Annotated in this window: 26 protein-coding genes; 17 read left to right on the top strand and 9 right to left on the bottom strand. The window is 67.6% G+C overall.

The genetic code is table 11. The features are described from left to right. Positions 1–31 precede the first annotated feature (31 nt). From ADE01S_RS08575 to ADE01S_RS08530, 10 genes are all read left to right on the top strand, one after another. Entirely contained in the window at positions 32–1,759 is a 1,728-nt protein-coding gene (locus ADE01S_RS08575; RefSeq protein WP_062681262.1) for a proline--tRNA ligase, read from the top strand. A 58-nt stretch (positions 1,760–1,817) separates the two neighbouring features. Next, entirely contained in the window at positions 1,818–2,240 is a 423-nt protein-coding gene (ybgC, locus tag ADE01S_RS08570; protein WP_062681261.1) for a tol-pal system-associated acyl-CoA thioesterase, read from the top strand. Positions 2,241–2,242: 2 nt separating this feature from the next. After that, the gene (gene tolQ, locus ADE01S_RS08565; RefSeq protein WP_062681260.1) at positions 2,243–2,923 is read left to right on the top strand and encodes a protein TolQ; all 681 of its coding nucleotides are present in this window, start codon (positions 2,243–2,245) and stop codon (positions 2,921–2,923) included. After that, positions 2,923–3,381 (top strand): ExbD/TolR family protein, encoded by a 459-nt coding sequence (locus ADE01S_RS08560; protein WP_062681259.1) that lies wholly within the window; start codon positions 2,923–2,925, stop codon positions 3,379–3,381. The genes tolQ and ADE01S_RS08560 overlap by 1 nt, the downstream gene beginning before the upstream one ends. A 39-nt stretch (positions 3,382–3,420) precedes the next feature. Then, positions 3,421–4,542 (top strand): cell envelope integrity protein TolA, encoded by a 1,122-nt coding sequence (gene tolA, locus ADE01S_RS08555; protein WP_062681258.1) that lies wholly within the window; start codon positions 3,421–3,423, stop codon positions 4,540–4,542. A 16-nt stretch (positions 4,543–4,558) separates the two neighbouring features. Continuing rightward, the gene (tolB, locus tag ADE01S_RS08550; protein ID WP_062681257.1) at positions 4,559–5,881 is read left to right on the top strand and encodes a Tol-Pal system beta propeller repeat protein TolB; all 1,323 of its coding nucleotides are present in this window, start codon (positions 4,559–4,561) and stop codon (positions 5,879–5,881) included. Positions 5,882–5,912: 31 nt separating this feature from the next. Beyond that, a complete protein-coding gene (gene pal / locus ADE01S_RS08545) occupies positions 5,913–6,413 on the top strand; it encodes a peptidoglycan-associated lipoprotein Pal (RefSeq protein WP_062681256.1) in 501 nt (166 codons plus the stop codon). Positions 6,414–6,498: 85 nt separating this feature from the next. After that, positions 6,499–7,188 (top strand): tol-pal system protein YbgF, encoded by a 690-nt coding sequence (gene ybgF / locus ADE01S_RS08540; RefSeq protein WP_062681255.1) that lies wholly within the window; start codon positions 6,499–6,501, stop codon positions 7,186–7,188. After that, positions 7,188–8,231 (top strand): FecCD family ABC transporter permease, encoded by a 1,044-nt coding sequence (locus tag ADE01S_RS08535; protein ID WP_062681254.1) that lies wholly within the window; start codon positions 7,188–7,190, stop codon positions 8,229–8,231. Before ybgF ends, ADE01S_RS08535 begins: the two co-directional genes overlap by 1 nt. Beyond that, a complete protein-coding gene (locus ADE01S_RS08530; RefSeq protein ID WP_062681253.1) occupies positions 8,228–9,028 on the top strand; it encodes an ABC transporter ATP-binding protein in 801 nt (266 codons plus the stop codon). The genes ADE01S_RS08535 and ADE01S_RS08530 overlap by 4 nt, the downstream gene beginning before the upstream one ends. 7 nt (positions 9,029–9,035) lie before the next feature. On the opposite strand, the gene ADE01S_RS08525 is transcribed toward ADE01S_RS08530, so the two are convergent. Then, complete coding sequence (locus ADE01S_RS08525; RefSeq protein ID WP_062681252.1) at positions 9,036–9,533, bottom strand: YbaK/EbsC family protein; 498 nt, start codon at positions 9,531–9,533, stop codon at positions 9,036–9,038. 136 nt (positions 9,534–9,669) lie between these two features. On the opposite strand from ADE01S_RS08525, the gene ADE01S_RS08520 reads away from it, so the two are divergent. Then, positions 9,670–10,479 carry an alpha/beta fold hydrolase gene (locus tag ADE01S_RS08520; RefSeq protein ID WP_062681251.1) on the top strand — a complete coding sequence of 270 codons (810 nt, stop codon included), beginning with the start codon at positions 9,670–9,672 and terminating at the stop codon, positions 10,477–10,479. 7 nt (positions 10,480–10,486) lie between these two features. Here the strand turns inward: ADE01S_RS08520 and ADE01S_RS08515 are convergent, their stop codons facing one another. Next, positions 10,487–10,957 carry an Lrp/AsnC family transcriptional regulator gene (locus ADE01S_RS08515; RefSeq protein ID WP_062681250.1) on the bottom strand — a complete coding sequence of 157 codons (471 nt, stop codon included), beginning with the start codon at positions 10,955–10,957 and terminating at the stop codon, positions 10,487–10,489. 244 nt (positions 10,958–11,201) lie between these two features. Between ADE01S_RS08515 and ADE01S_RS08510 the strand changes: the two genes are divergently transcribed. Beyond that, complete coding sequence (locus ADE01S_RS08510; protein ID WP_242663438.1) at positions 11,202–12,158, top strand: DMT family transporter; 957 nt, start codon at positions 11,202–11,204, stop codon at positions 12,156–12,158. A gap of 55 nt (positions 12,159–12,213) precedes the next feature. On the opposite strand, the gene fusA is transcribed toward ADE01S_RS08510, so the two are convergent. The 4 genes from fusA to ADE01S_RS08490 form a co-directional block, all read right to left on the bottom strand. Then, the gene (gene fusA / locus ADE01S_RS08505) at positions 12,214–14,325 is read right to left on the bottom strand and encodes an elongation factor G (RefSeq protein ID WP_062681248.1); all 2,112 of its coding nucleotides are present in this window, start codon (positions 14,323–14,325) and stop codon (positions 12,214–12,216) included. A 285-nt stretch (positions 14,326–14,610) separates the two neighbouring features. Continuing rightward, entirely contained in the window at positions 14,611–15,075 is a 465-nt protein-coding gene (locus tag ADE01S_RS08500) for a universal stress protein (protein WP_062681247.1), read from the bottom strand. Positions 15,076–15,173: 98 nt separating this feature from the next. Next, positions 15,174–15,518 carry a protein tyrosine phosphatase family protein gene (locus ADE01S_RS08495; protein WP_062681246.1) on the bottom strand — a complete coding sequence of 115 codons (345 nt, stop codon included), beginning with the start codon at positions 15,516–15,518 and terminating at the stop codon, positions 15,174–15,176. A 39-nt stretch (positions 15,519–15,557) separates the two neighbouring features. Then, entirely contained in the window at positions 15,558–17,018 is a 1,461-nt protein-coding gene (locus tag ADE01S_RS08490) for an aminotransferase-like domain-containing protein (protein ID WP_062681245.1), read from the bottom strand. 112 nt (positions 17,019–17,130) lie between these two features. Between ADE01S_RS08490 and ADE01S_RS08485 the strand changes: the two genes are divergently transcribed. Then, complete coding sequence (locus ADE01S_RS08485; protein ID WP_062681244.1) at positions 17,131–18,051, top strand: DMT family transporter; 921 nt, start codon at positions 17,131–17,133, stop codon at positions 18,049–18,051. Next, a complete protein-coding gene (locus ADE01S_RS08480) occupies positions 18,051–18,695 on the top strand; it encodes a LysE family translocator (protein ID WP_062681243.1) in 645 nt (214 codons plus the stop codon). The genes ADE01S_RS08485 and ADE01S_RS08480 overlap by 1 nt, the downstream gene beginning before the upstream one ends. 8 nt (positions 18,696–18,703) lie before the next feature. Here ADE01S_RS08480 and ADE01S_RS08475 read toward each other — a convergent pair whose 3' ends face one another. After that, a complete protein-coding gene (locus tag ADE01S_RS08475; RefSeq protein WP_062681242.1) occupies positions 18,704–19,396 on the bottom strand; it encodes an LrgB family protein in 693 nt (230 codons plus the stop codon). Next, complete coding sequence (locus ADE01S_RS08470; RefSeq protein WP_062681241.1) at positions 19,386–19,790, bottom strand: CidA/LrgA family protein; 405 nt, start codon at positions 19,788–19,790, stop codon at positions 19,386–19,388. Before ADE01S_RS08470 ends, ADE01S_RS08475 begins: the two co-directional genes overlap by 11 nt. A 98-nt stretch (positions 19,791–19,888) precedes the next feature. On the opposite strand from ADE01S_RS08470, the gene ADE01S_RS08465 reads away from it, so the two are divergent. Then, on the top strand, positions 19,889–20,776 hold the full coding sequence (locus ADE01S_RS08465; protein WP_062681240.1) for a LysR family transcriptional regulator: 888 nt from the start codon (positions 19,889–19,891) through the stop codon (positions 20,774–20,776). Positions 20,777–20,814: 38 nt separating this feature from the next. Continuing rightward, positions 20,815–21,702: an alpha/beta hydrolase gene (locus ADE01S_RS08460; RefSeq protein WP_062681239.1), complete on the top strand. Its 888-nt coding sequence runs from the start codon at positions 20,815–20,817 to the stop codon at positions 21,700–21,702. A 25-nt stretch (positions 21,703–21,727) separates the two neighbouring features. Here the strand turns inward: ADE01S_RS08460 and ADE01S_RS08455 are convergent, their stop codons facing one another. Continuing rightward, positions 21,728–22,210: a multidrug/biocide efflux PACE transporter gene (locus ADE01S_RS08455; protein ID WP_062681238.1), complete on the bottom strand. Its 483-nt coding sequence runs from the start codon at positions 22,208–22,210 to the stop codon at positions 21,728–21,730. Between the two features lie 126 nt (positions 22,211–22,336). Here ADE01S_RS08455 and ADE01S_RS08450 point away from each other — a divergent pair, with 126 nt between their 5' ends. Beyond that, a complete protein-coding gene (locus tag ADE01S_RS08450; protein ID WP_062681237.1) occupies positions 22,337–23,200 on the top strand; it encodes a LysR family transcriptional regulator in 864 nt (287 codons plus the stop codon). The last annotated feature ends 12 nt before the right edge of the window (positions 23,201–23,212 follow it).

Genomic DNA, 23,212 nt, shown 5'->3' with positions numbered 1-23,212 from the left:
CGATTATACGTATCTGCTGCCACCTTTAAACATGCGCGCATCCAACTACCACATCAACACCCTCAAAGAAGCCCCCTCCGAGGCCGAAGTCGCCAGCCATCAGCTGATGACCCGGGCCGGCATGATCCGCAAGCTCGCGGGCGGCATCTACACCTACATGCCCCTGGGACTGAAGGTCATCCGCAAGGTGGAAGCCATCGTCCGGGAAGAAATGAACGCCGCGGGCGCCATCGAGCTGCTGATGCCGGTAGTCCAGCCCGCCGAGCTCTGGCAGGAATCGGGGCGCTGGGAACAGTACGGCGCCGAGCTGCTGCGCATCAAGGACCGGCACCAGCGCGATTTCGTGCTGCAGCCCACGTCCGAGGAAGTCATTACGGACATCGCCCGCAATGAAATCCACAGCTACCGCCAGCTGCCGGTGAACTTCTATCACATCCAGACCAAGTTCCGGGATGAGCGCCGCCCCCGCTTCGGCCTGATGCGCGGCCGCGAATTCACCATGAAGGATGCCTACTCCTTCGACCGCGACGAAGCCGGCGCCCAGCGCAGCTACGACATCATGTTCGACGCCTACATGCGCATTTTCGGCCGCCTGGGCCTGGAATTCCGCGCGGTGGCGGCCGACACCGGCTCGATCGGCGGCACCCGCAGCCATGAATTCCAGGTGATCGCCGACACCGGCGAAGACCTGCTGGTCTACAACGCCGACTCCGACTACGCGGCCAACATCGAGCTGGCCGAGGCGCCCGCCCTGTACGCCACGCGCGGCGAAGCCACCCAGGCCATGGCCGACGTGCCCACGCCGGGCGCGGCCAAGTGCGAGGACGTGGCCCAATTGCTGGGCCTGCCGCTGGAGCGCACGATCAAATCCATCGTGCTGGCCACCGACGGTGAGAAGGGCGCGGAAATCTGGCTGCTGCTGCTGCGCGGCGACCACGAGCTCAATGAAATCAAGGCGGGCAAGCTGCCCGGCCTGGCCGGCTTCCGCTTCGCCACGGAAACCGAGATCGTCGAGCACTTCGGCTGCAAGCCCGGCTACCTGGGCCCGGTCAAGACCGCCCGTCCGGTGCGCGTCGTCGCCGACCGCACCGTGGCCAACATGGCCGACTTCGTCTGCGGCGCGAACAAGGAAGACTTCCACATTCAGGGCGTGAACTGGGGCCGCGACCTGCCCGAGCCCGAACTGGTGGCCGACCTGCGCAACGTCGTCGCCGGCGATCCCTCCCCGGACGGCAAGGGCACCCTGTCGATCCAGCGCGGCATCGAAGTGGGCCACGTCTTCTACCTGGGCAAAAAGTACTCGGAAGCCCTCAAGGCCACCTTCCTGGACGAAACCGGCAAGCCGGCGGTGCTGGAAATGGGCTGCTACGGCATCGGCGTGACCCGCATCGTGGGTGCTGCCATCGAACAGAACCACGACGCCCGCGGCATCATCTGGCCCCGCGCGATCGCGCCGTTCGAGGTGGTGATCTGCCCGGTGGGCTGGGGCAAAAGTGAAACGGTGCGTGACACCGCCCAGAAGCTCTACGAATCCCTGCTGGCGCGCGGCGTCGACGTCATGCTGGACGACCGCGATGCCCGCCCGGGCGTGATGTTCGCCGAGTGGGAATTGATCGGCGCGCCCCTGCGTGTAACAGTTGGAGAACGCGGGCTTAACGATGGTGTGGTGGAATTGCAGGCCCGTCGGGAAACCGAAGCGGCCAAGATTCCGGTAGAGTCCGCGCTTGAAGCCGTGCTGACGAAACTCGACACCCTGTAAACCTTGTAGTAACTACGGACTTCCCGCGTCCCGACCCCGAAATCTGCCTATCCGTATCGTGACCGACCCGAAGTCCCTCGAATCCGTCCTGCAAGTCCGTGTCTACTATGAAGACACGGACGCAGGCGGAGTGGTTTTCTACGCCAACTATTTGAAATTCCTGGAGCGCGCACGCACCGAATGGCTGCGCGACCTGGGGGTCAACCAGTCAGGACTGGCCGCCAGCGAGCAGCGGCTGTTCGTCGTCCGCGCGCTGGACATGTCCTACCGGAAGCCGGCTCGACTGGACGATTTGCTTACCATACGCAGCCGGGTCACACGACTGGGCCGCGCTTCGATACACTTCGCGCAGCGCGCGGAGCGCGACGGGGAACTGCTTGCCGAAGGCAACATCCAAGTCTGCTGCGTCGATGCCATTCACATGCGGCCGGCGGAGTTGCCGGCTGACGTTCGCGCCAAACTGGAATTCATTCAGGAATAACCATGCAAGTCACCAACGACATGTCGTTGCTTTCGCTGATCTCCCACGCCAGCGTGCCGGTCCAGCTGATCATGCTGATGCTGTTGGGCATCTCGATCATGTCCTGGACCTACATCTTCGCCAAGCGCCTGGCCATCAAGCGCGCCCATGCCCAGACCCGCCGTTTCGAAGACGATTTCTGGTCGGGCGGCGACCTGTCCATGCTGCAACAGGCCGTGGCCTCGCGCCGCGACGAACAAGGCGCCCTGGCGCGCATCTTCGACGCCGGCATGACCGAATTCCTGAAGGCCCGCCGCGGCAACGCCACGGGCGACGCCACCGCCCTGCTGGACGGCCCGCGCCGCGCCATGCGCGCTGCCTACCAGCGCGAAATGGACGCGCTGGAATCGCACCTGAACTTCCTGGCCTCCGCCGGCTCGGTTTCCCCCTACATCGGCCTGCTGGGCACGGTCTGGGGGATCATGCACGCCTTCATCGGCCTGTCGAACATGCAGCAGGCCACGCTGGCCTCGGTGGCCCCCGGCATCGCGGAAGCGCTGATCGCCACCGCCATCGGCCTGTTCGCCGCCATCCCGGCCGTGGTCGCCTATAACCGCTTCACGAACGACATCGACCGCATTTCGATCCGTTTCGACAGCTTCGTCGATGAGTTCCTGAACATTCTGCAACGGCAGGTGCGCTAATGCCCTCGGTAAGCTCACGCGGCAGGTCCGGCCGCCGCATGAAGGCCGACATCAACGTGGTGCCGTACATCGACGTGATGCTGGTGCTGCTGGTCATCTTCATGGTGACCGCGCCCCTCATCACGCCCGGCCTGATCCAGCTGCCTTCGGTAGGCGCCGCCTCCGAGGTGCCGGTCAAGCCGCTCGAAGTCCAGATTTCGGAAGACGGCAAGCTCGCCCTGCGCATGCGCGAACCCGGCGCCACGCCGCAGGACATCGCGCGCCCCGAGCTGGTGGCGCAGGTGCGCTCGCGCATTACGGCCGAAACGCCGGTGGTCATCGCCGCCGACGGCAAGGTGCCGTACGAGACGGTAGTGAAGGTCATGGATGAATTGCGCACCAACGGCATCACCCGCCTGGGTCTGCTGGTGGACCAATCCTCCGGCGCCTCCCAGCCCGCTCCCGCGAAAAAACGCTAACGCGACGCCTTCCGCCGGCGCCGCCGGCATGCAACGCTCATGACGCCACCCATTATTCGACATCGCAGCGGCCCCCCGGCCCCCCCGCCCAACCACGACAATCGCAAGGCTTTGATCCTGGCCGTCGCGGTGCACGTGCTGCTGCTGATCGTCCTGATCTTTGGCGTGAACTGGCGCTCGGAGAACCCCGGCCCCGTCCAGGTGGAACTCTGGGCCGACGGCAATTCACCCGTCTCGCCTCCGCCCACGCCCGAACCCGAACAACCCAAGCCGCAGCCCAAGCCGGAGCCGAAACCCGAGCCCGAGCCCGAGAAGGCGCCCGAGCCGCCCCCGCCGCCGCCCCCTCCGCCCAAGCCGGAACCCGTGGCCCAGCCCAAGGCCGAAGAGGTCGACCCCGAAATCGCGCTTCAGGAAGCCAAGAAGAAGCGCGAAGCGGAGGAAAAGGCACGCCAGGCCGCCGAAGCCGCCAAGGAAAAGGCGCGCCTGGAGGAAGAGCGCAAGCAGGCCGAGCTGAAAGAGAAGAAGCGCCTGGAACAGGAACGCCAGGCCGCCGAAAAGGCTGCCGCCGAGAAGGCCGCGGCCGAGAAAGCCGCCGCCGACAAGGCCGCCGCCGAGAAAAAGGCCAAGGACGACGCCGCCAAGAAGGCCGCCGCCGAGAAGGCGGCTGCCGAAAAGGCGGCCGCGGAGAAGGCTGCCGAGGAAAAAGCCGCGGCCGAGAAGGCTGCCGCCGAGAAGAAGGCGGCTGCCGAGAAGAAGGCCAAGGAAGAAGCCGCCAAGAAGGCGGCCGCCGACAAGGCGCTGAAGGACGCATTCCGCAATGACGCCATGGGCGCCGCCGGCATCCCTGGCGGCACGGCCGACCGCAACCAGGCGGGCGGCGGCCGCGACAGCGGCTACGGCGCCAAGGTCCGCGCTTGCGTGCAGCCCGGGGTGGCGTATCCGCCCCCGCCTCGCAGCGGATCGGAAAATCCCACGGCACAATACCGGGTACAGTTAGGTTCCGACGGGAAGGTCAATGGCGTGACCTTGACCAGTTCTTCGGGCAATGCAGGCTTCGACCGCGCGGTCGAGACGGGCATCCGCCGCTGCAACCCCTTCCCGAAGCCCTCGACGGGCCGCTACGAACCCATTATTGACGTTGTGTACAGAATGTATGATTGACAGGAGATTGAAGAATATGACTCCCGCTTATAGCCGACGAGTACCCCAACTCGCTCTCTGGCGATCGTATGGACTCGGCCTGCTGCTGTTGGCGCTGGCCTGCCTGATGGCCATGAAACCCGCCCACGCCCAGCTGCGTGTCGATATCTCGGGCACTGGGGCTACCCAGTACCCCGTGGCGATCGCCGATTTTGCCGTCGACGACACCCACGGCCGCGCCCTGGCCGAGGTGATCCGCGCCGACCTGACCCGCACGGGCCAGTTCCGCCTGATCAATGCCGCCGGCTCCGGCCTGAACGTCGACTCCCCCATTGCCCATGACGATTGGCGCGCCAAGGGCGCGGACTTCATCGCCTACGGCAGCATCTCGCGCGGTGCCGACGGCCGCTACGACGTACGCTACCGCCTGGCCGACACGGTCAAGAAGGGTCAGCTCGACGGCGTGGCGTTCTCCGGGACCGAGCAGGAGCTGCGCCGCGTCGCCCACCAGATCGCCGACCGCATCTACGAGAAGATCACCGGCGTTCGCGGCGTGTTCTCGACGCGTATCGCGTATGTGCTGAAGAAGGGCGCCACCTACGAACTGCAGGTGGCGGACGCCGACGGCCAGAACCCGCAAGTGGCGCTGCGTTCGCGCGAGCCCATCATTTCCCCGTCGTGGTCGCCCGACGGCTCCAAGCTGGCCTACGTGAGCTTCGAGTCCGGCAAGCCCGTCGTGTACGTGCACAATCTGGCGTCGAGCGCGCGCGCTCCCGTCGCCAACTTCAAGGGCAACAACAGCGCCCCCGGCTGGTCGCCCGACGGCTCCAAGCTGGCCGTGGCCCTGACCCGCGATGGTTTGTCGCAAATTTACATCGTTGGCGCGACCGACGGGTCCAATCCGACCCGAGTTACGCGTTCTCCCGGCATCGACACCGAACCGAGCTTTACGCCGGACGGGGCATCCATTATCTTTACGAGTGACCGCAGCGGCGGGCCGCAAATCTATCAGACCGGCTCGAGTGGTGGCGAAGCACGCCGCCTCACGTTTAATGGTGGTTACAACATCTCACCCCGAATTTCCCCCGACGGATCGACGCTGCTGTACGTTGCAAGACGCGACGGCGCGTTTCGAATCGCGTCGTTGAACCTGTCCTCAGGCGCCGAGACCTTGCTGACTGATGGTCGTGACGATCAGTCCCCGAGCTTTGCGCCGAATGGCATGCAAGTCCTTTACGCCGCCATCCAAAATGGCCGTAGCGTGCTTGCGGGTGTCTCGAGCGATGGCCGCGTACGGCAGACGCTTTCGGTACTGAACGGGGAAATACGTGAACCGACTTGGGGCCCATTTACCCGATAACACGTGTGACTCTCTTTGCAAAGGAACTATCATGAAGTCGCGCATTGCCAAAAGCCTAACCATCGCCGCTCTGGCTGCCACGCTGGCAGCTTGCAGCTCCGTCCCTCTCGACGATAAAGCGGGTCAGGGCGGAGGCGCTGGCCAAGGATCCTCGGCCTCCGGCCAGATCCTTGATCCCTTCAACCCCCAAAGCATCCTGGCGCAACAGCGCTCGGTATACTTTGACTTCGACAGCTACACGGTGTCGGATCAGTACCGCGGCCTGGTCGAAACCCACGCCAAGTACCTGGCCTCGCACCAGCAGCAGACCATCAAGATCGAAGGCAACACCGACGAACGCGGCGGCGCTGAATACAACCTGGCCCTGGGCCAGCGCCGTGCGGACGCCGTGCGCCGCATGATGACCCTGCTGGGCGTCAGCGACAACCAGATCGAAACCATCAGCTTTGGTAAAGAAAAGCCGAAGGCGACCGGTACGTCGGAAGCTGACTTTGCGGAAAACCGTCGCGCCGATATCGTCTATCGCCGCTAAACTCTCCGTATAGTCGAGTGTCCTACCACGCGTCGGGACGGTCAGCCGGCCGTCCCGACGTTTGTTTTTATACCCGGGAATTTTCATGCGCGATAACGTTCTGTCCCTGCGTCCTCTGATTGTGGCCACTGGCTTGGTGCTTGCGGCCCTGGCGGCCCCGGCCCATGCTTTTTCCGACGATGAGGCCCGCCGGGCCATCCTGGATCTGCGCCAGCAGGTACAACAGCAGAACGAGCAGAGCCAGCGCGCCAAGCTGCAATTGGCCGACCAGATCCAGGCCCTGCAGCAGGAAGTCGCCCAGCTGCGCGACCAGCTCGAACTGGTGTCGCGCCAGCAGCCCAGCGCCAAGCCGGGCGGCGCGACCGGCAGCACCAATCCGCCGGGCGCCTCCGCCGGCGACCCCCAGGAACAGGCCGCCTATGACGGCGCGATCGACCTGTTCCGCAAGGGCCAGTACAAGGACGCCTCCGAATCGCTGGCCGCGTTCACCGCCCTGTATCCTGCCAGCCAGCTCGCGCCCAGCGCCCAGTTCTACCTGGGCAGCAGCCGCTATGCGCTGAAGGACTTCAAGGGCGCCATCGACCAGCTGAACGCCATGGTCCAGAAGTCGCCCGACAATGCCCGCGCGCCCGACGCCCTGCTCGTCATCGCCGGCAGCCAGATCGAGCTGAACAACCGCGCCGGCGCCAAGGCCACGCTGCAGCGCATCGTCCGCGACTACCCGACCACGCCGGCCGCCGGCACGGCCAAGAGCCGGCTGCAGCTGTTGCAGTAATGCCGCCAACCGCAAGCGCGGTTGCCGCCTACCGGCACATCCTGCGCCGCCGGGCAGGGCTTATCGCCCTGCTGCTGGCGGCGATTTTCTTGGCGCTGCTGGCCGACTTCACCGTCGGACCGTCGGGCCTGCCATGGCGCGATCTCTGGCAGGCCCTGACGGATCCCGGCGCGGCCGACCCGACCTCCCGGGTCATCGTCTGGGACATCCGCCTGCCGTCCGCGCTGATGGCCGCCCTGGTGGGCATGGCCCTGGGGCTGGCGGGCGCCGAGATGCAGACCATCCTGAACAATCCGCTGGCCAGCCCTTTCACCCTGGGCGTCTCGTCCGCGGCCGCCTTCGGCGCCTCGCTGGCCATCGTGCTGCAACTGGGCATGCCGGGCATCCCGCCGGGCTGGCTGATCGCCGGCAACGCCTTCCTGTTCGCCCTGCTGGCGGCGCTGTTGCTGGACGCCGTGACCCGCTGGGGCGGCATGAACACCTCGGCCGTCGTGCTGTTCGGCATCGCCATGCTGTTCACCTTCAACGCCCTGGTATCGCTGGTGCAGTTCATGGCCAGCGCCGAAGCCCTGCAGAACCTGGTGTTCTGGACCATGGGCAGCCTGACGCGTTCCAGCTGGATCACCGCGGGCGTGCTGGCCGCCGCCTTCGGGCTGGCCCTGCCCCTGGCCATGCGCCAGTCCTGGAAGCTGACCGCCCTGCGCCTGGGCGAGGACCGCGCGGCCAGCTTCGGCGTGGACGTGCGGCGCGTGCGCGTCGCGGCGCTGGCGCGGGTCAGCCTGCTGTCGTCGCTGGCCGTCGCCTTCGTCGGCACGATAGGCTTCATCGGGCTTGTGGCGCCCCACATCGCGCGCCGGCTGTTCGGCGAGGACCACCGCTACTACCTGCCGGGCAGCGCCCTGGTGGGCGCGTTGATCCTGTCGCTGGCGTCCATCGCGTCCAAGAACCTTGTGCCGGGGGTGGTGGTGCCCGTCGGCATCGTGACCGCGCTGGTGGGCATCCCGTTCTTCGTATCGGTCGTGCTGCGGCGGCAGCTTCCATGACGCCAGCCGCCCACACCGCGCTGGCCGTCAACGGACTGACCGCGGGCTATGGTCGCGAGGACGTACTGCACGGCCTGACCATCCCCGCCCTGGAGGCCGGCGAAGTCACCGCCCTGCTCGGCCCGAACGGCAGCGGCAAATCCACTCTGCTCAAGGCCCTGGCGGGCCTGGTCCGCGCCCGGGCCGGCAGCGCGGCGCTGGGTGGGCAGGACCTGATCCGCCAGAGCTTCGGCGAACGCGCCCGCCGCGTGGTCTACCTGCCCCAGAGCCTGCCCGCCGCGGTGCATCTGCGTGTCTTCGAGTCGGTGCTGGTGGCGGCCAAGGCCAGCGGCGGCGAGGCGTCGTCCGCCGACCCGCAGGCCATCGAACGGCTGCTGGAACGCCTGGGCATCGCGCACCTTGCGCTGCACTACCTGGACGCGCTGTCGGGCGGACAGAAGCAGCTGGTGGGCCTGGCCCAGGCGCTGGTGCGCCATCCGCGCGTGCTGCTGCTGGACGAGCCGCTGTCGGCCCTGGACCTGAACTACCAATTCCACGTCATGCGGCTGCTTCGGCAGGAAACGCGGGAGCACGGCCTCATCAGCCTCATCGTGCTGCACGACCTGAACGCGGCGCTGCAGCACGCCGACCGCGCGATCATGATCCAGGGCGGCCGGCTGTATGCGGTGGGCGTTCCCGCCGACGTGATCACGCCCGCCTCGCTGGCGGCCGTCTATGGCGTCCAGGGGCGCGTCGAAACCTGCTCGCGGGGCCTGCGGCAGGTCTTGATCGACGGCCTCGAAGCGCACCCGCGCTAGGGCGGACTCAGGCGCGCTGCGCCACGTCCGCGACCGGCGCGCCGGTCATGTCGGCCAATTGCCGCGGCGTCAGGTTGAACACGGCATGCGGATGCCCGGCGGCGGCCCACAGGCTGTCGTAGTTGAACAGGTCCGCGTCCAGCAGCATCACCGGCTTGACCGTGTGGCCGATGGGGCAGACGCCGCCGATCGCGTAGCCAGTCATGTCGCGCACGAAGCGCGCATCCGCCTTGGCCAGCTCGCCCACTTGCGCGGCCACTTTCGCTTCATCCACGCGGTTGACGCCGCTGGCGATGACGAGCACCGGCGCGTCGTCCGAGGCGCGCCGGAAGATGATGGACTTGGCGATCTGCGCGACCTCGCAGCCCAGGCCGGCCGCGGCCTCCGCCGAGGTCTTGCCGGTTTGCGGCAGGACGACGACGGGCTTGTCGTGCCCCAGCTCCAGCAACAGGCGGGCGACGCGTTGGGCGGATTCGGGCAAGGCCGCAAGGGATTCGGGGGACATCGGGGCAGGCTCCGTTCTAGAAGGGCCGGCGCGGACCGCCGGCCGGCGGGTCGAAAGCGAGTTTATCAGCGTCCGGGCGGGACGGCTCCGGCGCCCGGCGGGCTAGAATGCGGGCCTGGCCCTCCACTCGACACCCATGCGTTCCGAACCCGTCCTGCCCCTGCAAACCGCGTTGATCGGCGGCTATGCCATGTCCTACACCGAATACGGGAGCGGCGCGCCCCTGGTGCTGGTGCATGGATCCCTGTCCGACTGCCGCTACTGGAAATCGCAGATGGCGCCCCTGGGCAGGTCTTTCCGCGTGCTGGCGGTATGCCTGCGCCGCTATTGGCCGGAAACCTGGGACGGCGAAGGCGAGGGCTTTTCGATCGATCAGCATGCCAGCGACGTGCTGGAGTTCATCGACACCGTGGCGGGCGGCCCCGCCCACCTGGTGGGCCATTCGCGCGGCGGCCGCGTCGCCCTGGAAGCGGCGCTGCGCCAGCCCGATGCCTTGCGCAGCCTGACCCTGGCCGATCCCGGCCTGCCGCTGCCCGGCGAGGACGACCTGCGCGGCGGCTTCCGCCAGCGCGCGCTGGCGCTCATCCGCGACGGAGAGGTCGAAACAGGCCTGGCGCTGTTCGTCGATACCGTGACCGGCCCCGACACCTGGCAGCGCATGGTGCCCTGGTTCAAGGAGATGGTGCGCGACAACGTCGGCACGCTGTTCGGCCAGGCGCTGGAAACGCCCGAGGCCCTGACGCCCGCGCAGATCGGCACCCTGGCGCTGCCGACCCTGCTGATCGGCGGCGCGCTGAGCCCCGCCCCCTATCCCGCCGTGCTCGACGCCCTCTCGCAGTGGCTGCCGCAGGCGCACCGCGTGACCATCACCGGCTCCTCGCACGGCATGAACCTGGGCAATCCGCGCGCCTTCAACGGCGCCATCCAGGAATTCATCGGCGGCTGAGCGCCCCTCAGGGTTCGACCGACGGCGTGTGCTTCAGGCGCCGCAATACGAACGTGGAACGGCTGTGGCGCACGCCGCGCAGCTTGTACAGCCGCTTGCGCAGGAAGGCCTCATAGCCTTCGGTGCCGGCCACGGCCACCTTGATCAGATAGTCGTACTCGCCCGTGACGAGAAAGGCCTCGACCACCTCCGGCAGGCGGGTGATCTCTTCGCCGAAGCGCGCCAGCGTTTCGTCGTCGTGGTGCTCCAGCGTGACTTCGATCATGACGGTGTCGGGCAGCCCCAGCGCCTTTTGGTTGAGCAAGGCCGCGTACCCTTCGATCACGCCGGCCTCTTCCAAGGCCTTGACGCGGTTCCAGCACGGCGTGGGCGACAGCCCCACCTGCTCGGCCAGCTTCAGATTGGTGAGCCGTCCGTCCGCGCGCAGCGCGCGCAGGATCTTGCGGTCGGTTTCGTCGATTTTGGGCGTGACGGACATGGAAGGCAGCACCAGAAGAGAATATCTCTTTAAAAACTGATTTTACAAGATAACTATTTTCCACCATCCGTAAATTCGGCGTGAATCCGGAAACCTATTTTCCCGCCCAAGCCCTAGACTCTCTTCCAAGACGGCCGCCTATCCCGGCCGGCGGATTTCGGCGCTGACGCTGCGGCACAACCCGGCGCGAGCGCCGCCAGTTCCAACGCATCATGCCGCGCGCCGATCCGCGCGGCGGGAAACCATGTCCTTCGCAGCAGCAGCACCCGCAAGATCCGGCCTGGGCCTGTCCGGCACCGCCATGCTCTTCACCGCCCCGGCGCTATTCGCCTCCAATATGGTCGCGGCCCGCTGGGCCCACGACGCCAGCCTCCCTCCCGTTTTCCTGGCCTTCGGCCGCTGGCTGATCGCCCTGCTGATCCTGCTGCCGCTGGCGGCGCCCGCCTTGCGCGCGCACCGCCACGCGCTGCGGCGCGGCCTGCCGGCGCTGCTGCCCCTGGCGGTGCTGGGCATGGGCGTGGCGGTGGCGCCGCAATACATCGGCGCCCAGACCACCAGCGCGACGAACATCGCGCTGATCTTTTCCTGCAGCCCCATCCTCGTGGCCCTGCTGGAGGCCGTGATCTGGCGCAAGCCCCTGTCGGCCCTGCGCGGCGCGGGCCTGGCGCTCGCGCTGGGCGGCGTGCTGGTGGTGCTGTCGCGCGGCGATGCGCAGGCGCTCGCCCATCTGGCATTCGGCCAAGGCGACCTGTGGGTGCTGTTTGCGGCCACCGGGTGGGCGCTCTATACGGTGCTGCAGAAACGCCTGAGCCTGCCCGCGGTGCCGGACAGCGCCCGGCTGGCCACGCTGATGCTGGGAGGCGTGCTGGCCCTGGCGCCGTTTGCCGCCATCGAAGCCGCCTCGGGCACCATGCCGCCCTGGGCCGATCCACGCCTGGCCGCGGTGCTGTTGTTCCTGGCGGTGGTGCCCAGCCTGGGCGCGTACTACGTGTACGGCCGGCTGATCAGCCAGGCCGGCCCCGCCACCGCCGGCCTGTCCATGTTCCTGGTGCCGGTCTACGCGGCGCTGCTGGCCTGGCCGCTGCTGGGCGAAGCGCCGCAGCTGTTCCATGCCTACGGCTTCGTCATGATCCTGCTGGGCGTGAGGCTGGCGTCGTCTCGCATGCGCGCGGCCGCCTCGCCCGCCGCCGCGGCGGCCTAGGGCCCCGCGCGCCTCCGGGAGGAAGCGCGCGGATTCCGGCCGGCGACGGGCCGGCTCAACGGCCCGCGCCGTGAGCCGCCATCACTTCCTGCGCCACCTGGCGCGGCGCCTCGGTGTAGTGCTTGAACTCCATGGTGTAGGTCGCGCGGCCCTGGGTCAGCGAACGCAGCGAGGTCGAATAGCCGAACATTTCGGCCAGCGGCACCTCGGCCCGCACGACCTTGCCGCCGCCCCCGGCGATGTCCTCCATGCCCTGCACCATGCCGCGCCGCGACGACAGATCGCCCATGACGTTGCCCGTGAAGTCCTCGGGCGTTTCCACCTCGACGTGCATCATGGGCTCAAGCAGCACGGGGTCCGCGCGCCGCATGCCTTCCTTGAAGGCCATGGAGGCCGCCATCTTGAACGCGTTCTCGTTCGAGTCCACGTCGTGGTACGAACCGAAGAACAAGGTCGCCTTCACGTCCACCACGGGATAGCCCGCCAGCACGCCGGCGTTCAGCGACTCACGAATGCCCTTGTCGACCGCCGGGATGAATTCGCGCGGCACCACGCCGCCCTTGATGGCGTCGACGAACTCATAGCCCTTGCCGGGCTCCTGCGGCTCCAGCTTCAGCACCACGTGACCGTATTGGCCGCGTCCGCCGGACTGCTTCACGAACTTGCCTTCGACCTCGTCGCAGGTCTTGCGGATGGTTTCGCGATACGCCACCTGCGGCTTGCCCACGGTGGCCTCCACGCCGAATTCGCGCTTCATGCGGTCGACCAGGATCTCCAGGTGCAACTCGCCCATGCCCGAGATGATGGTCTGCCCCGACTCTTCGTCGGTGCGCACGCGGAAGGACGGATCCTCCTGGGCCAGCCGGCCCAGCGCGATGCCCATCTTCTCCTGGTCGGCCTTGGTCTTGGGCTCCACGGCCTGGGAAATCACCGGTTCCGGGAACACCATGCGCTCCAGGATGATGACGTGGGAGGGGTCCGTCAGCGTATCGCCGGTCGTGACGTCCTTGATGCCGACCGCGGCCGCGATGTCGCCCGCATAGACCTCGGTGATCTCGCGCCGCTCGTTGGCGTGCATCTGCAGGATGCGGCCCAGCCTTTCCTTCTTTTCCTTGACGGGGTTGAACACCGAATCGCCCGATTTCACCACGCCCGAATAGACGCGGAAGAACACCAGCTGGCCGACGAAGGGGTCCGTCATGATCTTGAAGGCCAGCGCCGAGAACGGCTCGTTGTCGGCGGGATGGCGCTCGATCTCGCGGTCGCGCTCGTCATGGCCCTTGATGGCCGGCACGTCGACGGGCGACGGCAGGTAGTCGAGCACGGCATCGAGCATGGCCTGCACGCCCTTGTTCTTGAAGGCGCTGCCGCACAGCATGGGCACGATCTCGTTGGCGACGGTGCGCATGCGCAGGCCCTGCTTGATCTCCGCTTCGGTCAGAGGCTCGCCCGACAGATATTTTTCGAGCAGGGCTTCGTTGGCTTCGGCGGCCTTTTCGACCATCTTGTCGTGCCATTCCTGGGCCTGCGCCTGCATCGAGGCCGGGATGTCCTGGTATTCGAAGCGCACGCCCTGGCTGGCTTCGTCCCAGATGATGGCTTTCATCTTGACCAGGTCGATCACGCCTTCGAAGTGGTCCTCGGCGCCCACGGGCAGCTGGATGGGCACGGCGTCGCCCTTCAGGCGTTCGGCGATCTGGCGCTGCACGCGCAGGAAGTCCGCGCCCACGCGGTCCATCTTGTTGACGAAGGCCAGGCGCGGCACGCCGTACTTGTTGGCCTGCCGCCATACGGTCTCGGACTGCGGCTGCACACCGCCCACGGCGTCGTAGACCATCACCGCGCCGTCGAGCACCCGCATGGAGCGCTCGACCTCGATGGTGAAATCCACGTGGCCGGGCGTATCGATGATGTTGATGCGATGCTCGGGATAGTTGCCGGCCATGCCCTTCCAGAAGGCGGTGGTGGCGGCCGAGGTGATCGTGATGCCGCGTTCCTGCTCCTGCTCCATCCAGTCCATCACCGCGGCGCCGTCGTGCACTTCGCCGATTTTGTGAGTGATGCCGGTGTAAAAGAGGATGCGCTCGGTGGTCGTCGTTTTTCCCGCGTCGATATGGGCGCTGATGCCGATATTGCGGTATAGCTCGATACGCGTCTTGCGAGTCATGGCCTCTTCCTTGGAGTGAGCCGCCAGGCAAAGACGGCAAGCCCGACCGGGCGTTGCCGCGGCGGGCGCCATGCCGCAGAGAGTGCTTTGGGGGTGGCGAAATCGCGCCCGCGCTGATCCTCAAATATTACGCGTGCCGGCCTCAACATACAAAGGCCGGCGTGCGAAGCCACGGTGTGGGGCGGGCCTGGAACAGGACGAAAAAAAGCCCCTCCGACAAGAGGGGCTTGCGTGCCTTGCAACGGCCCCGGCCACCCGCGGGCGGCCGGGCCTGGAGGCAGGCGCTTACTTCTTTTCTTCCTTGACGCGATAGACCAGCACGGCGGTGCTGGCCAGCGACAGGACCTTGGCCGTGACGCTGCCCAGCAGCAGGCGCGACAGGCCGCTGCGGCCGTGGCTGCCGATGAAGATCAGGTCGCAACCGGCGTCGGCGGCAGCTTGCACGATGCCGTCGGCGACGTTGAAATTGGATACGGCGCGCGCCTCGGACTTCACGCCGGCGGTGTCGGCGCGATCGGTGATCTGCTTGAGGTACTTGTCGGCCTGCTCGGCCGAGGCCTTTTCGTAGTCTTCGTCGGTGATGGCATAGGCCGCGGCCATGCCGTCGAAACCGATCGTGGCGGCGAAAGGCTGCGTCACGTAGAGGGCGACGATTTCAGCGCCCACGGAACGGGCGAAGCAAATACCGGCATTGGCGGCTTGCGCCGAGAGCGGCGAACCGTCGGTGGGAATCAGGATCTTCTTGAACATCTGCCTGCTCCTGTTTGAGAGGAGTCTCAATGCTACCGGAAACCCGCCAGGTTCACATCAATTGAACCCGGCATCCTTGACGCGCGTCAATCCTGGCGTCAGCCCAGCTGCTGGGAGGCGGCGAACAGGTTGGTGCAGCGGGTGCCGGTGCGGCAATACGCCAGCACGGGGCTCGGCAGCGTGCGCAGGAGTTCGGCGAAACGCTGCACGTCGGCGGCGGTCATGGCGCTGCCCACCACAGGCTGGTACTCGACCTGCAGGCCGGCGGCGAGCGCCGCCTTGGACACATCCGCGGCGGTGGGCTGGTCCGGGCCGCCTTCGAAATCGGGACGGTTGATGATGACGCTTTTGTACCCCGCGGCGGCGACGTCCGCCATGTCGTCGGGACCGAGTTGGGGGGCCACGGCGAAATTCTGGGTCAGGGGCTTGATGGGTGCGGACATGACGTTTCCTTCAATGGCTGGAGATATCGCTACCCATTATTATTGATTGCCTGACCGGGTTTGCGCGAAGATTTTTTCAAGATCGGCCCAGATACCCCGATGGTCCGCGATGGTGACCGAGAACCGCAGCATGGTCGAGGGCGCCTGCGACGGCGAGAACAGCGTGCCCGGCGCCAGCAGCATGCCGTGGTCGGCCGCCACCCGCGCCAGCGCTTCGGTATCGCGCCCGCAATCCGCCCAGACGAACATCCCCGCGTACGGCTCGTGGTGCACCGTCAGCCCCAGCTTGAGCAGCCCTTTGAGGCAGCGCTGGCGGGCGTCGTCCACCCGCGCGCGCACGCGCTCGATGTGGCGCCGGTACTGGCCTTCCATCAGCACCCGGTGCACGACCCGTTCGCCCAGCTCGGGCGACGTCAGGCCGGCCAGCATCTTCAGGTCGGCCAGTTTCTGCAGGATGTCGGGATTGGCCGCCAGATAGCCCACGCGCAGGCTGGCCGCCAGCATTTTGGAATAGCCGCCCACCAGGATCACGCGGTTCAGGCGGTCCAGCACGGCCAGCTTCATCGCGCCGCCGGGATGCAGGTCGCCGTAGGTGTCGTCCTCCACCACCATGAAGTCGTGCCTCTCGGCGATCCGCAGGATGTCGTAGGCCGCGCCGGCCGACAGCGTGTGCCCGGTGGGGTTGTGCACGGCGCTGTTGACGATGAAGAGCTTGGGCTTGTGCTGGGCGGCCAGTTGCTCCAGCAGCGCCGTGTCGGGGCCGTCCGGGCCGCGCGGCACGCCGATCAGGCGCGCGCCGAAGGCGGCCAGGCGCCCGAAGATGACGAACCAGGCCGGATCCTCGACCAGTACAGTGTCGCCCGGCTTGACCAGGTACCGGGCGATCAGGTCCAGGCCGTGGGTGACGCCGTTGGTCGTGAGCAGGTTCAGTTCCGGATGCGCCGGCACCCCGTCGTTCTGCAAGGACGCGGCGATCTGCTGGCGCAGCGGCGCGAAGCCCTGGGGATGGCCGTAGCTCACCAGGTGGCCTCGCACCGAGCGGCCCACCGCGCGCACCGCGCCGGCCACCATTTCCGGATCCAGCCAGTCCGGCGGCAACAGCCCCGCGCCCCCCGGCATGCCGAGGGCGCTGGTCTCGCGGAACATGCTGCGCAGCAGCCACGCGACGTCGATCCGGGCCGGTGGCGCCAGGGAATTGGGGGAAGCCGCGGCCACCGCCGCCAGCGGGCCGCTGCGCGCCCGCACGAAGAAGCCCGCGCCCCGCCGCGACTGCACCAGGCCCCGCGCCACGAGCCGGTCGTACGCTTCCACCACGGTGAAACGGCTGACCCCGGACTGTTCGGCCATCTTGCGGATGGAGGGCAGGCGCGTGCCCGGCCGCAAGCCCTGTTCGTCGATGCGGCGGGCCAAGCCGTCGGCGAGCTGGGCCACCAGGGTGGCGTCGGCCTGGCGCACGGGCTGCCAAGGCAGGGAAGACGGCGTAGCGGAAGCAACTGTCATGGGGATTTCACCAGGCCAGTGATTAAAGTGACATGCAAAAGTGTACCGGTACTGTACCGATGACTATGCGTAGAGTGGCAGCAATAACGAAATCCCGCAACTGGTGGCTGTCATGACCCGTCCCGCTTTCTACCCCTCCTCCCAGGCCGCGGCCGGCGCCTCGGGCCCGCCCTGGGAAGGCTATGCCTATGGATTCCTGGGAGTGCTGGTCTTTTCGCTGACGCTGCCCATGACGCGCCTGGCCGTGGCCGACCTGCAGCCGCTGCTGGTCGGCCTGGGCCGGGCGCTGGTGGCAGCGGTGCCCGCTGCCGCCCTGCTCTGGCTGACGCGCGCGCGCCGGCCGAACCGCCAGGAGTGGCCCGGCGTGATCCTCGCCGCGCTGGGCATCGTCGTGGGCTGGCCGCTGGCCTCTTCCTTCGCCATGCAGACCGTGCCCTCGTCGCACGGCGCGGTGTTCAACGGATTGCTGCCGCTGTCGACCGCGGCCTTCGCCGCGCTGCGCAGCGGCGAGCGTCCGTCTCCGGCCTTCTGGGCCTGGGCCCTGGTGGGCGCCGCGCTGGTCACGGCCTATGCCTTGCGCCAGGGCCACGGCACGCTGTCCCTGGGCGATCTCTGGTTGCTGGTGGCGGTGGTTCTGGGCGGGATGGGCTACGCCGAAGGCGCGCGGGCCTCGCGCACGCTGGGCGGCGCGCGCACAATATGCTGGGCGCTGGTGATCAGCGCCCCCGTCGTGGCCCTCCCGGTGGGCTGGATGGCGGCGCAGGCCAGCTGGCCCGGCACCTCGGTCGTGCTCGCCTGCGCCTACCTGGCGTTCGGCTCCATGTTCCTGGGCTTTTTCGCCTGGTACCGCGGCCTGGCCGTGGGCGGTATCGCCCGGGTCGGCCAGGTGCAATTGCTGCAGCCTTTCCTCACGGTCGTGGCGGCGGCCCTGCTGTTCGAGGAAGCCGTTGAACCGGCAACCTTCTTCTTTGCCGCCGCCGTGATCGTCGTGATCGCCGGCGGACGCCGTGCCATCGTCAGGACCCGAAAATAATGAATCTGCTCCCCTCCAATTGGGCCGACGTGCCCCTGATGTCGCTGTCCCTGCTGGGCCCGCTGGCGATGTTCGCGCTGGTCAGTTCGATCACGCCCGGCCCGAACAACGTGATGCTGGCGTCCTCGGGCCTGAACTTCGGCTTTCGCCGCAGCGTGCCGCACCTGCTGGGCGTGAACCTGGGCTTCACGCTGATGATCTTCCTGGTGGGCATCGGCCTGGGCTCGGTGTTCCAGCAGGTGCCGCAGCTGTACACCGTGCTGAAGTACGCGGGCGCCGCCTACCTGCTCTACCTGGCCTGGAAAATCGCCAATTCGGGCTCCATGGACGATGGCGAAACGCGCGGCAAGCCTTTCACCTTCCTGCAGGCCGCGGCCTTCCAATGGGTCAACCCGAAGGCCTGGGTGATGGCCGTGGGCGTGGTCGCGACCTACACGCCGCAGAATGGCTTCTTCGCCAACCTGGTGATCGCCACCGTGGTCTGCGGCGTCGTCAACCTGCCCAGCATCGGCATCTGGGTGACTTTCGGCACGGCGTTGCGCCGCGTGCTCCATCGTCCCTGGGCGATCCGCGCCTTCAACGTGAGCATGGCGCTGCTGCTGGTGGCGTCGCTGTATCCGGTGGCGCTCGAACTGGTGCACTGACGCGGCGCTCAGGCCTGCAGGGCCACCACCACGGCCGGCGTGACCAGCACGTTGAACAGGCCCGCCATCACCATCACCAGGCCCGCGACCGCACCCTCTTCGGCCGCGAGTTCGCGGGCCTTCGCCGTGCCGGCGCCGTGGGCGCCCATGCCGAACAGCGCGCCGCGTGCCAGGGCCGAGCGCAACGGCAGCCAGCGGCGCATGAACTGACCGATGGCCGCGCCAAATACGCCGGTCACGATGACGAACACCGCGGTCAGATCGGGCACGCCGCCCACGTGGGCGGACACCGCCACGGCGAAGGGCGTGGCCACCGACCGCGGCAGCAGGCTCAACCGCAGGTCGGCCGGCAGGTCCAGCAGGCTGCCCAGCATCCAGGCGCTGGCGCCCGCGATCAGGCTGCCCACCGCGACGCCCGCGGCCAACACCGGCCAATAGCGGCGGATCAGCGCGCGCTGCTCGTACAGCGGCAGCGCGAAGGCCACGATGACCGGCCCCAGCATGGCCATCAGCCAGTGCGATCCCGCCATATAGTCGCGGTAGCCGGCGTGGAGCGCCACCGCCAGCGCCAGCAGCAGCGCGGGCGCGACCACCAGGGTCGAGGTGCACCAGTAGGCGTAGCGTCGGTAGAACAGCCGCGCGCAGGCGTAGGCGAATATGGTCGCCGCGGGCCAGAACAGCGTATTGAAATCAGCCGGCATGACGGTTCATCCAGCGGTAGCAGAGATCGATGGTCAGCGCCGTGCCGGCCATGACCAGCGCGGTGCCCAGCAGGATGACGGCAAGCAGCTTCAAGCCCAGCAGCCCCAGGAACTCGCGGTGGTCCAGCAACGACATCACGGCGGGCACGAAGAACAGCAGCATTTCGCCCAGCAGCCAGCTGGCGCCGCGATGCACGTTGCGCACGCGCAGGCGGCGTGTCGCCAGCAGGACCAGCACGATCGCCATGCCGATGACTCCGCCGGGCACGGGCAACCCGGAGACCTGGGCGAGCGCCTGGCCCAGCCAGGAGAACAGGACGATCAAGCAGATTTGCAGCACGCGGCTGCGGCGCAGCGCGCTGCGGGCGAGGATGGGGTAGCGGGACAAGGACATCGGGAGGGCGTTCCAGCGGCAAGCTTCTGTTTTACGCCCGGGCTCGCCATAGATAAAATGAATTCGTTGAATTCAACCTATTCCAATCAGGCATAACCATGGAACTGCGCCCCTTGCGCGCCCTGGTCGAGGTGGTGCGCCAAGGCGGCTTCTCGCAGGCGGCCAAGGCCGTGTTCGCGACCCAGCCCACCGTGAGCAAGGCCGTGCGCCAGCTCGAAGACGAACTGGGCATGCCGTTGCTGGACCGCCACGCCCAGCCGCCCCGGCTGACGGCCGCCGGCGAGATCGTGTATCGCCGCGCGGTGGCCATGCTGGCGCAGCGCGACGACCTGTATGCCGAATTGGACGAACTGAAGGGCCTCAAGCGCGGAGTCCTGCGCCTGGGCCTGCCGCCGCTGGGCAGCAGCACGCTGTTCGCGCCCATGTTCGCGCGCTTCCGCAGCCGCTATCCGCAGGTCGAGATCAGCCTGGTGGAACACGGCAGCCGCCGCCTGGAAGAGATGGTGATGGCGGGGGAAATCGAGCTGGCGGCCTCGCTCAAGCCCGTGCCGGACCACTTCGAATGGCAGCCGGTGGCGCGCGAACCGCTGGTGGCGTTGATGCCGGCCGACCACCCCAAGGCGCGCGCCGAGGCCGTCAGCCTGCGCGAACTGCGCGATTCGCCCTTCATCCTGTTTGAAACGGGCTTCGCCCTGAACCGCATTCTCCACGACGCTTGCGAGCGCGCCGGCTTCGCGCCCGCGATCGCGGCGCGCAGCGGCCAGGTCGATTTCATCGTGGCGCTGGTGGCCGCCGGCCTGGGGGTCGCCTTTCTGCCGCGCCTGAAGGCGCGCGAGGAATTGCATGCCGGCGTCTCGCGCGTGCCGCTGCGCGACGCGGGCACGGACTGGGAAATGGTGCTGGTCTGGCGCCGCGGCGGCTACCTGTCGCATGCCGCCCAGGCCTGGCTGGCCTTGACCCGCGAGGTGCATCCCGAAGTATGCTGATGCCGGAACCTCATCGCCTTGCCCGGGTCACATCGTTCATGCCCGCCCTTTCCCGCCACGCCTTCCGCCGTCTGTTCGCCGCCTCCCTGCTCGTGGGCGCCGGCGTAGTGGGCTGCACGCAACTGGATTCCTGGCAGCGCCAGACCATTTTTTCGCCGCAGGCCGAGCCCCAGACCTGGTGGCGCGAGCCCGCCGCGGGCACCCGCGTCTACGACCTGACGCTGGCCGACGGCGACCAGGTGCGCGCCTGGTACTGGCAGAGCCCGCAGGCCAACGCCCCCACCGTGCTGTACCTGCACGGCGCCCGCTGGAACCTGAACGGCAGCGCCTTCCGCATCGACGGCTGGACGCGCATGGGTTATTCCGTGCTGGCCATCGACTACCGCGGCTTCGGCGCCTCCACCACGCGCCTGCCGTCCGAGCAAAGCGCGCAGGAAGACGCCATCGCCGGGCTGAAGGAACTGGCCCGGCTCCAGCCCGACCCGTCGCGCCGCTTCGTCTACGGCCACAGCCTGGGCGGCGCGATCGCGATCGACCTGGCCTCGCGGCCCGAGCAACCGGACTTCGCCGGCCTGATCGTGGAATCTAGCTTCACCAGCATCGGCGCGATGCTGGGCACCCTGCGCTGGGGCAAGGTGCCGGGCGCCAGCCTGCTGGTCACGCAGCCGTTCGACTCGGTCGACAAGCTGGCCGCGCTGCACACGCCCATGTTGTTCATGCACGGCACCGCGGACCGCGTGGTGCCGCACACCATGAGCGACGAGCTGTTCGCCGCGGCCCGCAACGTTTCACCGGACCTGAAGCGCCTGGTGAAGATCGAAGGCGCCTCGCATTCGGGCGCCTTCCGCAGCGGCGAACAATACGAAACCGCCGTGAAGACCTTCATGCGGGACGCCAGCCGCGCCTACCAGCGCAAGGCGGGCTGAACCGGCCCGCGCGCCGCGCGGGAATTCACGCGCAGGGCGTCTGGCGCGCCACGGCCGAGGCGGCCGGCTCGTCATTGCGGCTCAGCCATTTCATGACCCGCGGACGCGAGCGGTCGTACGCGAGGTTGTAGAAGAAGGCGTAAGGCAGGTAGAACAGCACCAGCGCGATGTCCAGCACGAATGCCTCCCACAGGCTGATGCTGAGCCACCAGGCGGCCAGCGGGATCACGATCAGGATCAGCCCCAGCTCGAAGCCGAAGGCGTGCACCACGCGCACCCGCAAGTTGCGGGTCCAGCCGAAGCGGTTCTCGATGCGGTCGAAGCCGGCGTTGTAGATCATGTTCCAGACCAGCGCGATCCAGGCGATCACCGCGGTCAGCACGCCCATTTCGAACAGGGACTTGCCCATGGCCCAGGCCGCGACGGGCGCGCACAGGCCGATGGCGAGGATTTCGAAGAGAAAGGCGTGGAAGAAACGTTCTTTGAGGGTTTTCTTGGCTTGCGTCATGACCCACCTGAGGTCGGTTGCTACGGAACGGAAGCGATTTTCGACGATATTTCCGTTACCATAAAGATAGTATTCATCGGAAAAACCGATACAGCATCTTCAGCCCCCGAACTCCAGGCACCCCTTATGCGCCATTCATTGGAATCCCTGGCGGCGTTCGCCCAGGTCGCCTCGGAGGGCTCCTTCTCCGCCGCGGCCCGCAAGCTGGGCAAAAGCCAGTCCACCATCAGCGAGACCGTCGCCAACCTGGAGGTGGACCTGAACGTGGCCTTGTTCGACCGCAGCCAGCGGCAACCGGTGCTGACCGAGGCGGGCCAGGTCCTGCTGGGACAGGCCTTGCAGGTGCTCGCCGCGAACGACCGCCTGAACCGCAGCGCCAGCCAGCTGGCCGAGGGCCTGGAGCCGCGGCTCACTGTGGTCTTGTCCGATACGTTCCAGTCGGAAACCTTCGACACCATGCTCAGCCAGATCGACCAGCGCTATCCGGCGCTGCGCTTCGAATGCCTGATTGCCGAGTACGAGGACGTGGTGGCGCTGGTGCAGCAAGGGCGCGCGCACCTCGGGCTGATGGCGGCCCAGGAAACCTATCCGCCGGACGTGGCCCACGCCACGCTGGCCGAGCTGTCGGAAATCGTGCTGTGCGTGGGGCGCGGCCATCCGCTGGCCAAGCTGCCCAGCGTGACGGAAGACCAGCTCAAGTCCGAGCGCGCGCTGCGCCTGAGCACCTACGAGCTGGGCGACAAAGAGGCCGAGCCCGCCTATTCGACCTGGTCGGCGCCGGGCTATCTCATGCTGCTGGAAATGGCCAGCCGGGGGTTTGGCTGGACTGAATTGCCGCGCTGGATGATCCAGCGTTTCGGCCAGGACCAGCTGGCCGAGCTGAAGGCGCCGGGCTGGCCGCGCCACATCCGCGTGGACGCGGTCTGGTCCCGCCGCCGGGCGCTGGGCCCCGCCGGCGCCTGGCTGCTGCAAAGCCTGACGGGCGGCTAGGGCCTGTCCCGG

Origin of the sequence: Achromobacter denitrificans NBRC 15125 (assembly GCF_001571365.1) — a bacterium.
Taxonomy (GTDB): domain Bacteria; phylum Pseudomonadota; class Gammaproteobacteria; order Burkholderiales; family Burkholderiaceae_B; genus Achromobacter; species Achromobacter denitrificans.
The sequence above is the reverse complement of the archived record's forward strand: the minus strand, read 5'-3'. Positions and strand labels throughout refer to the sequence as shown.

What these genes read in the sequence shown, in the direction of transcription:
- ADE01S_RS08460 (WP_062681239.1), top strand. Translation starts at nt 20,815, where the DNA reads ATGCCCGCCCTTTCCCGCCACGCCTTCCGCCGTCTGTTCGCCGCCTCC.
- ADE01S_RS08465 (WP_062681240.1), top strand. Translation starts at nt 19,889, where the DNA reads ATGGAACTGCGCCCCTTGCGCGCCCTGGTCGAGGTGGTGCGCCAAGGC.
- tolB (WP_062681257.1), top strand. Translation starts at nt 4,559, where the DNA reads ATGACTCCCGCTTATAGCCGACGAGTACCCCAACTCGCTCTCTGGCGA.
- ADE01S_RS08470 (WP_062681241.1), bottom strand. Translation starts at nt 19,790, where the DNA reads ATGTCCTTGTCCCGCTACCCCATCCTCGCCCGCAGCGCGCTGCGCCGC.
- tolQ (WP_062681260.1), top strand. Translation starts at nt 2,243, where the DNA reads ATGCAAGTCACCAACGACATGTCGTTGCTTTCGCTGATCTCCCACGCC.
- ADE01S_RS08475 (WP_062681242.1), bottom strand. Translation starts at nt 19,396, where the DNA reads ATGCCGGCTGATTTCAATACGCTGTTCTGGCCCGCGGCGACCATATTC.
- ADE01S_RS08490 (WP_062681245.1), bottom strand. Translation starts at nt 17,018, where the DNA reads ATGACAGTTGCTTCCGCTACGCCGTCTTCCCTGCCTTGGCAGCCCGTG.
- ybgF (WP_062681255.1), top strand. Translation starts at nt 6,499, where the DNA reads ATGCGCGATAACGTTCTGTCCCTGCGTCCTCTGATTGTGGCCACTGGC.
- ADE01S_RS08495 (WP_062681246.1), bottom strand. Translation starts at nt 15,518, where the DNA reads ATGTCCGCACCCATCAAGCCCCTGACCCAGAATTTCGCCGTGGCCCCC.
- ADE01S_RS08510 (WP_242663438.1), top strand. Translation starts at nt 11,202, where the DNA reads ATGTCCTTCGCAGCAGCAGCACCCGCAAGATCCGGCCTGGGCCTGTCC.
- ADE01S_RS08530 (WP_062681253.1), top strand. Translation starts at nt 8,228, where the DNA reads ATGACGCCAGCCGCCCACACCGCGCTGGCCGTCAACGGACTGACCGCG.
- tolA (WP_062681258.1), top strand. Translation starts at nt 3,421, where the DNA reads ATGACGCCACCCATTATTCGACATCGCAGCGGCCCCCCGGCCCCCCCG.
- fusA (WP_062681248.1), bottom strand. Translation starts at nt 14,325, where the DNA reads ATGACTCGCAAGACGCGTATCGAGCTATACCGCAATATCGGCATCAGC.
- ADE01S_RS08500 (WP_062681247.1), bottom strand. Translation starts at nt 15,075, where the DNA reads ATGTTCAAGAAGATCCTGATTCCCACCGACGGTTCGCCGCTCTCGGCG.
- ADE01S_RS08455 (WP_062681238.1), bottom strand. Translation starts at nt 22,210, where the DNA reads ATGACGCAAGCCAAGAAAACCCTCAAAGAACGTTTCTTCCACGCCTTT.
- ADE01S_RS08485 (WP_062681244.1), top strand. Translation starts at nt 17,131, where the DNA reads ATGACCCGTCCCGCTTTCTACCCCTCCTCCCAGGCCGCGGCCGGCGCC.
- ADE01S_RS08515 (WP_062681250.1), bottom strand. Translation starts at nt 10,957, where the DNA reads ATGTCCGTCACGCCCAAAATCGACGAAACCGACCGCAAGATCCTGCGC.
- ADE01S_RS08525 (WP_062681252.1), bottom strand. Translation starts at nt 9,533, where the DNA reads ATGTCCCCCGAATCCCTTGCGGCCTTGCCCGAATCCGCCCAACGCGTC.
- ADE01S_RS08450 (WP_062681237.1), top strand. Translation starts at nt 22,337, where the DNA reads ATGCGCCATTCATTGGAATCCCTGGCGGCGTTCGCCCAGGTCGCCTCG.
- ADE01S_RS08480 (WP_062681243.1), top strand. Translation starts at nt 18,051, where the DNA reads ATGAATCTGCTCCCCTCCAATTGGGCCGACGTGCCCCTGATGTCGCTG.
- ADE01S_RS08560 (WP_062681259.1), top strand. Translation starts at nt 2,923, where the DNA reads ATGCCCTCGGTAAGCTCACGCGGCAGGTCCGGCCGCCGCATGAAGGCC.
- pal (WP_062681256.1), top strand. Translation starts at nt 5,913, where the DNA reads ATGAAGTCGCGCATTGCCAAAAGCCTAACCATCGCCGCTCTGGCTGCC.
- ADE01S_RS08575 (WP_062681262.1), top strand. Translation starts at nt 32, where the DNA reads ATGCGCGCATCCAACTACCACATCAACACCCTCAAAGAAGCCCCCTCC.
- ADE01S_RS08535 (WP_062681254.1), top strand. Translation starts at nt 7,188, where the DNA reads ATGCCGCCAACCGCAAGCGCGGTTGCCGCCTACCGGCACATCCTGCGC.
- ADE01S_RS08520 (WP_062681251.1), top strand. Translation starts at nt 9,670, where the DNA reads ATGCGTTCCGAACCCGTCCTGCCCCTGCAAACCGCGTTGATCGGCGGC.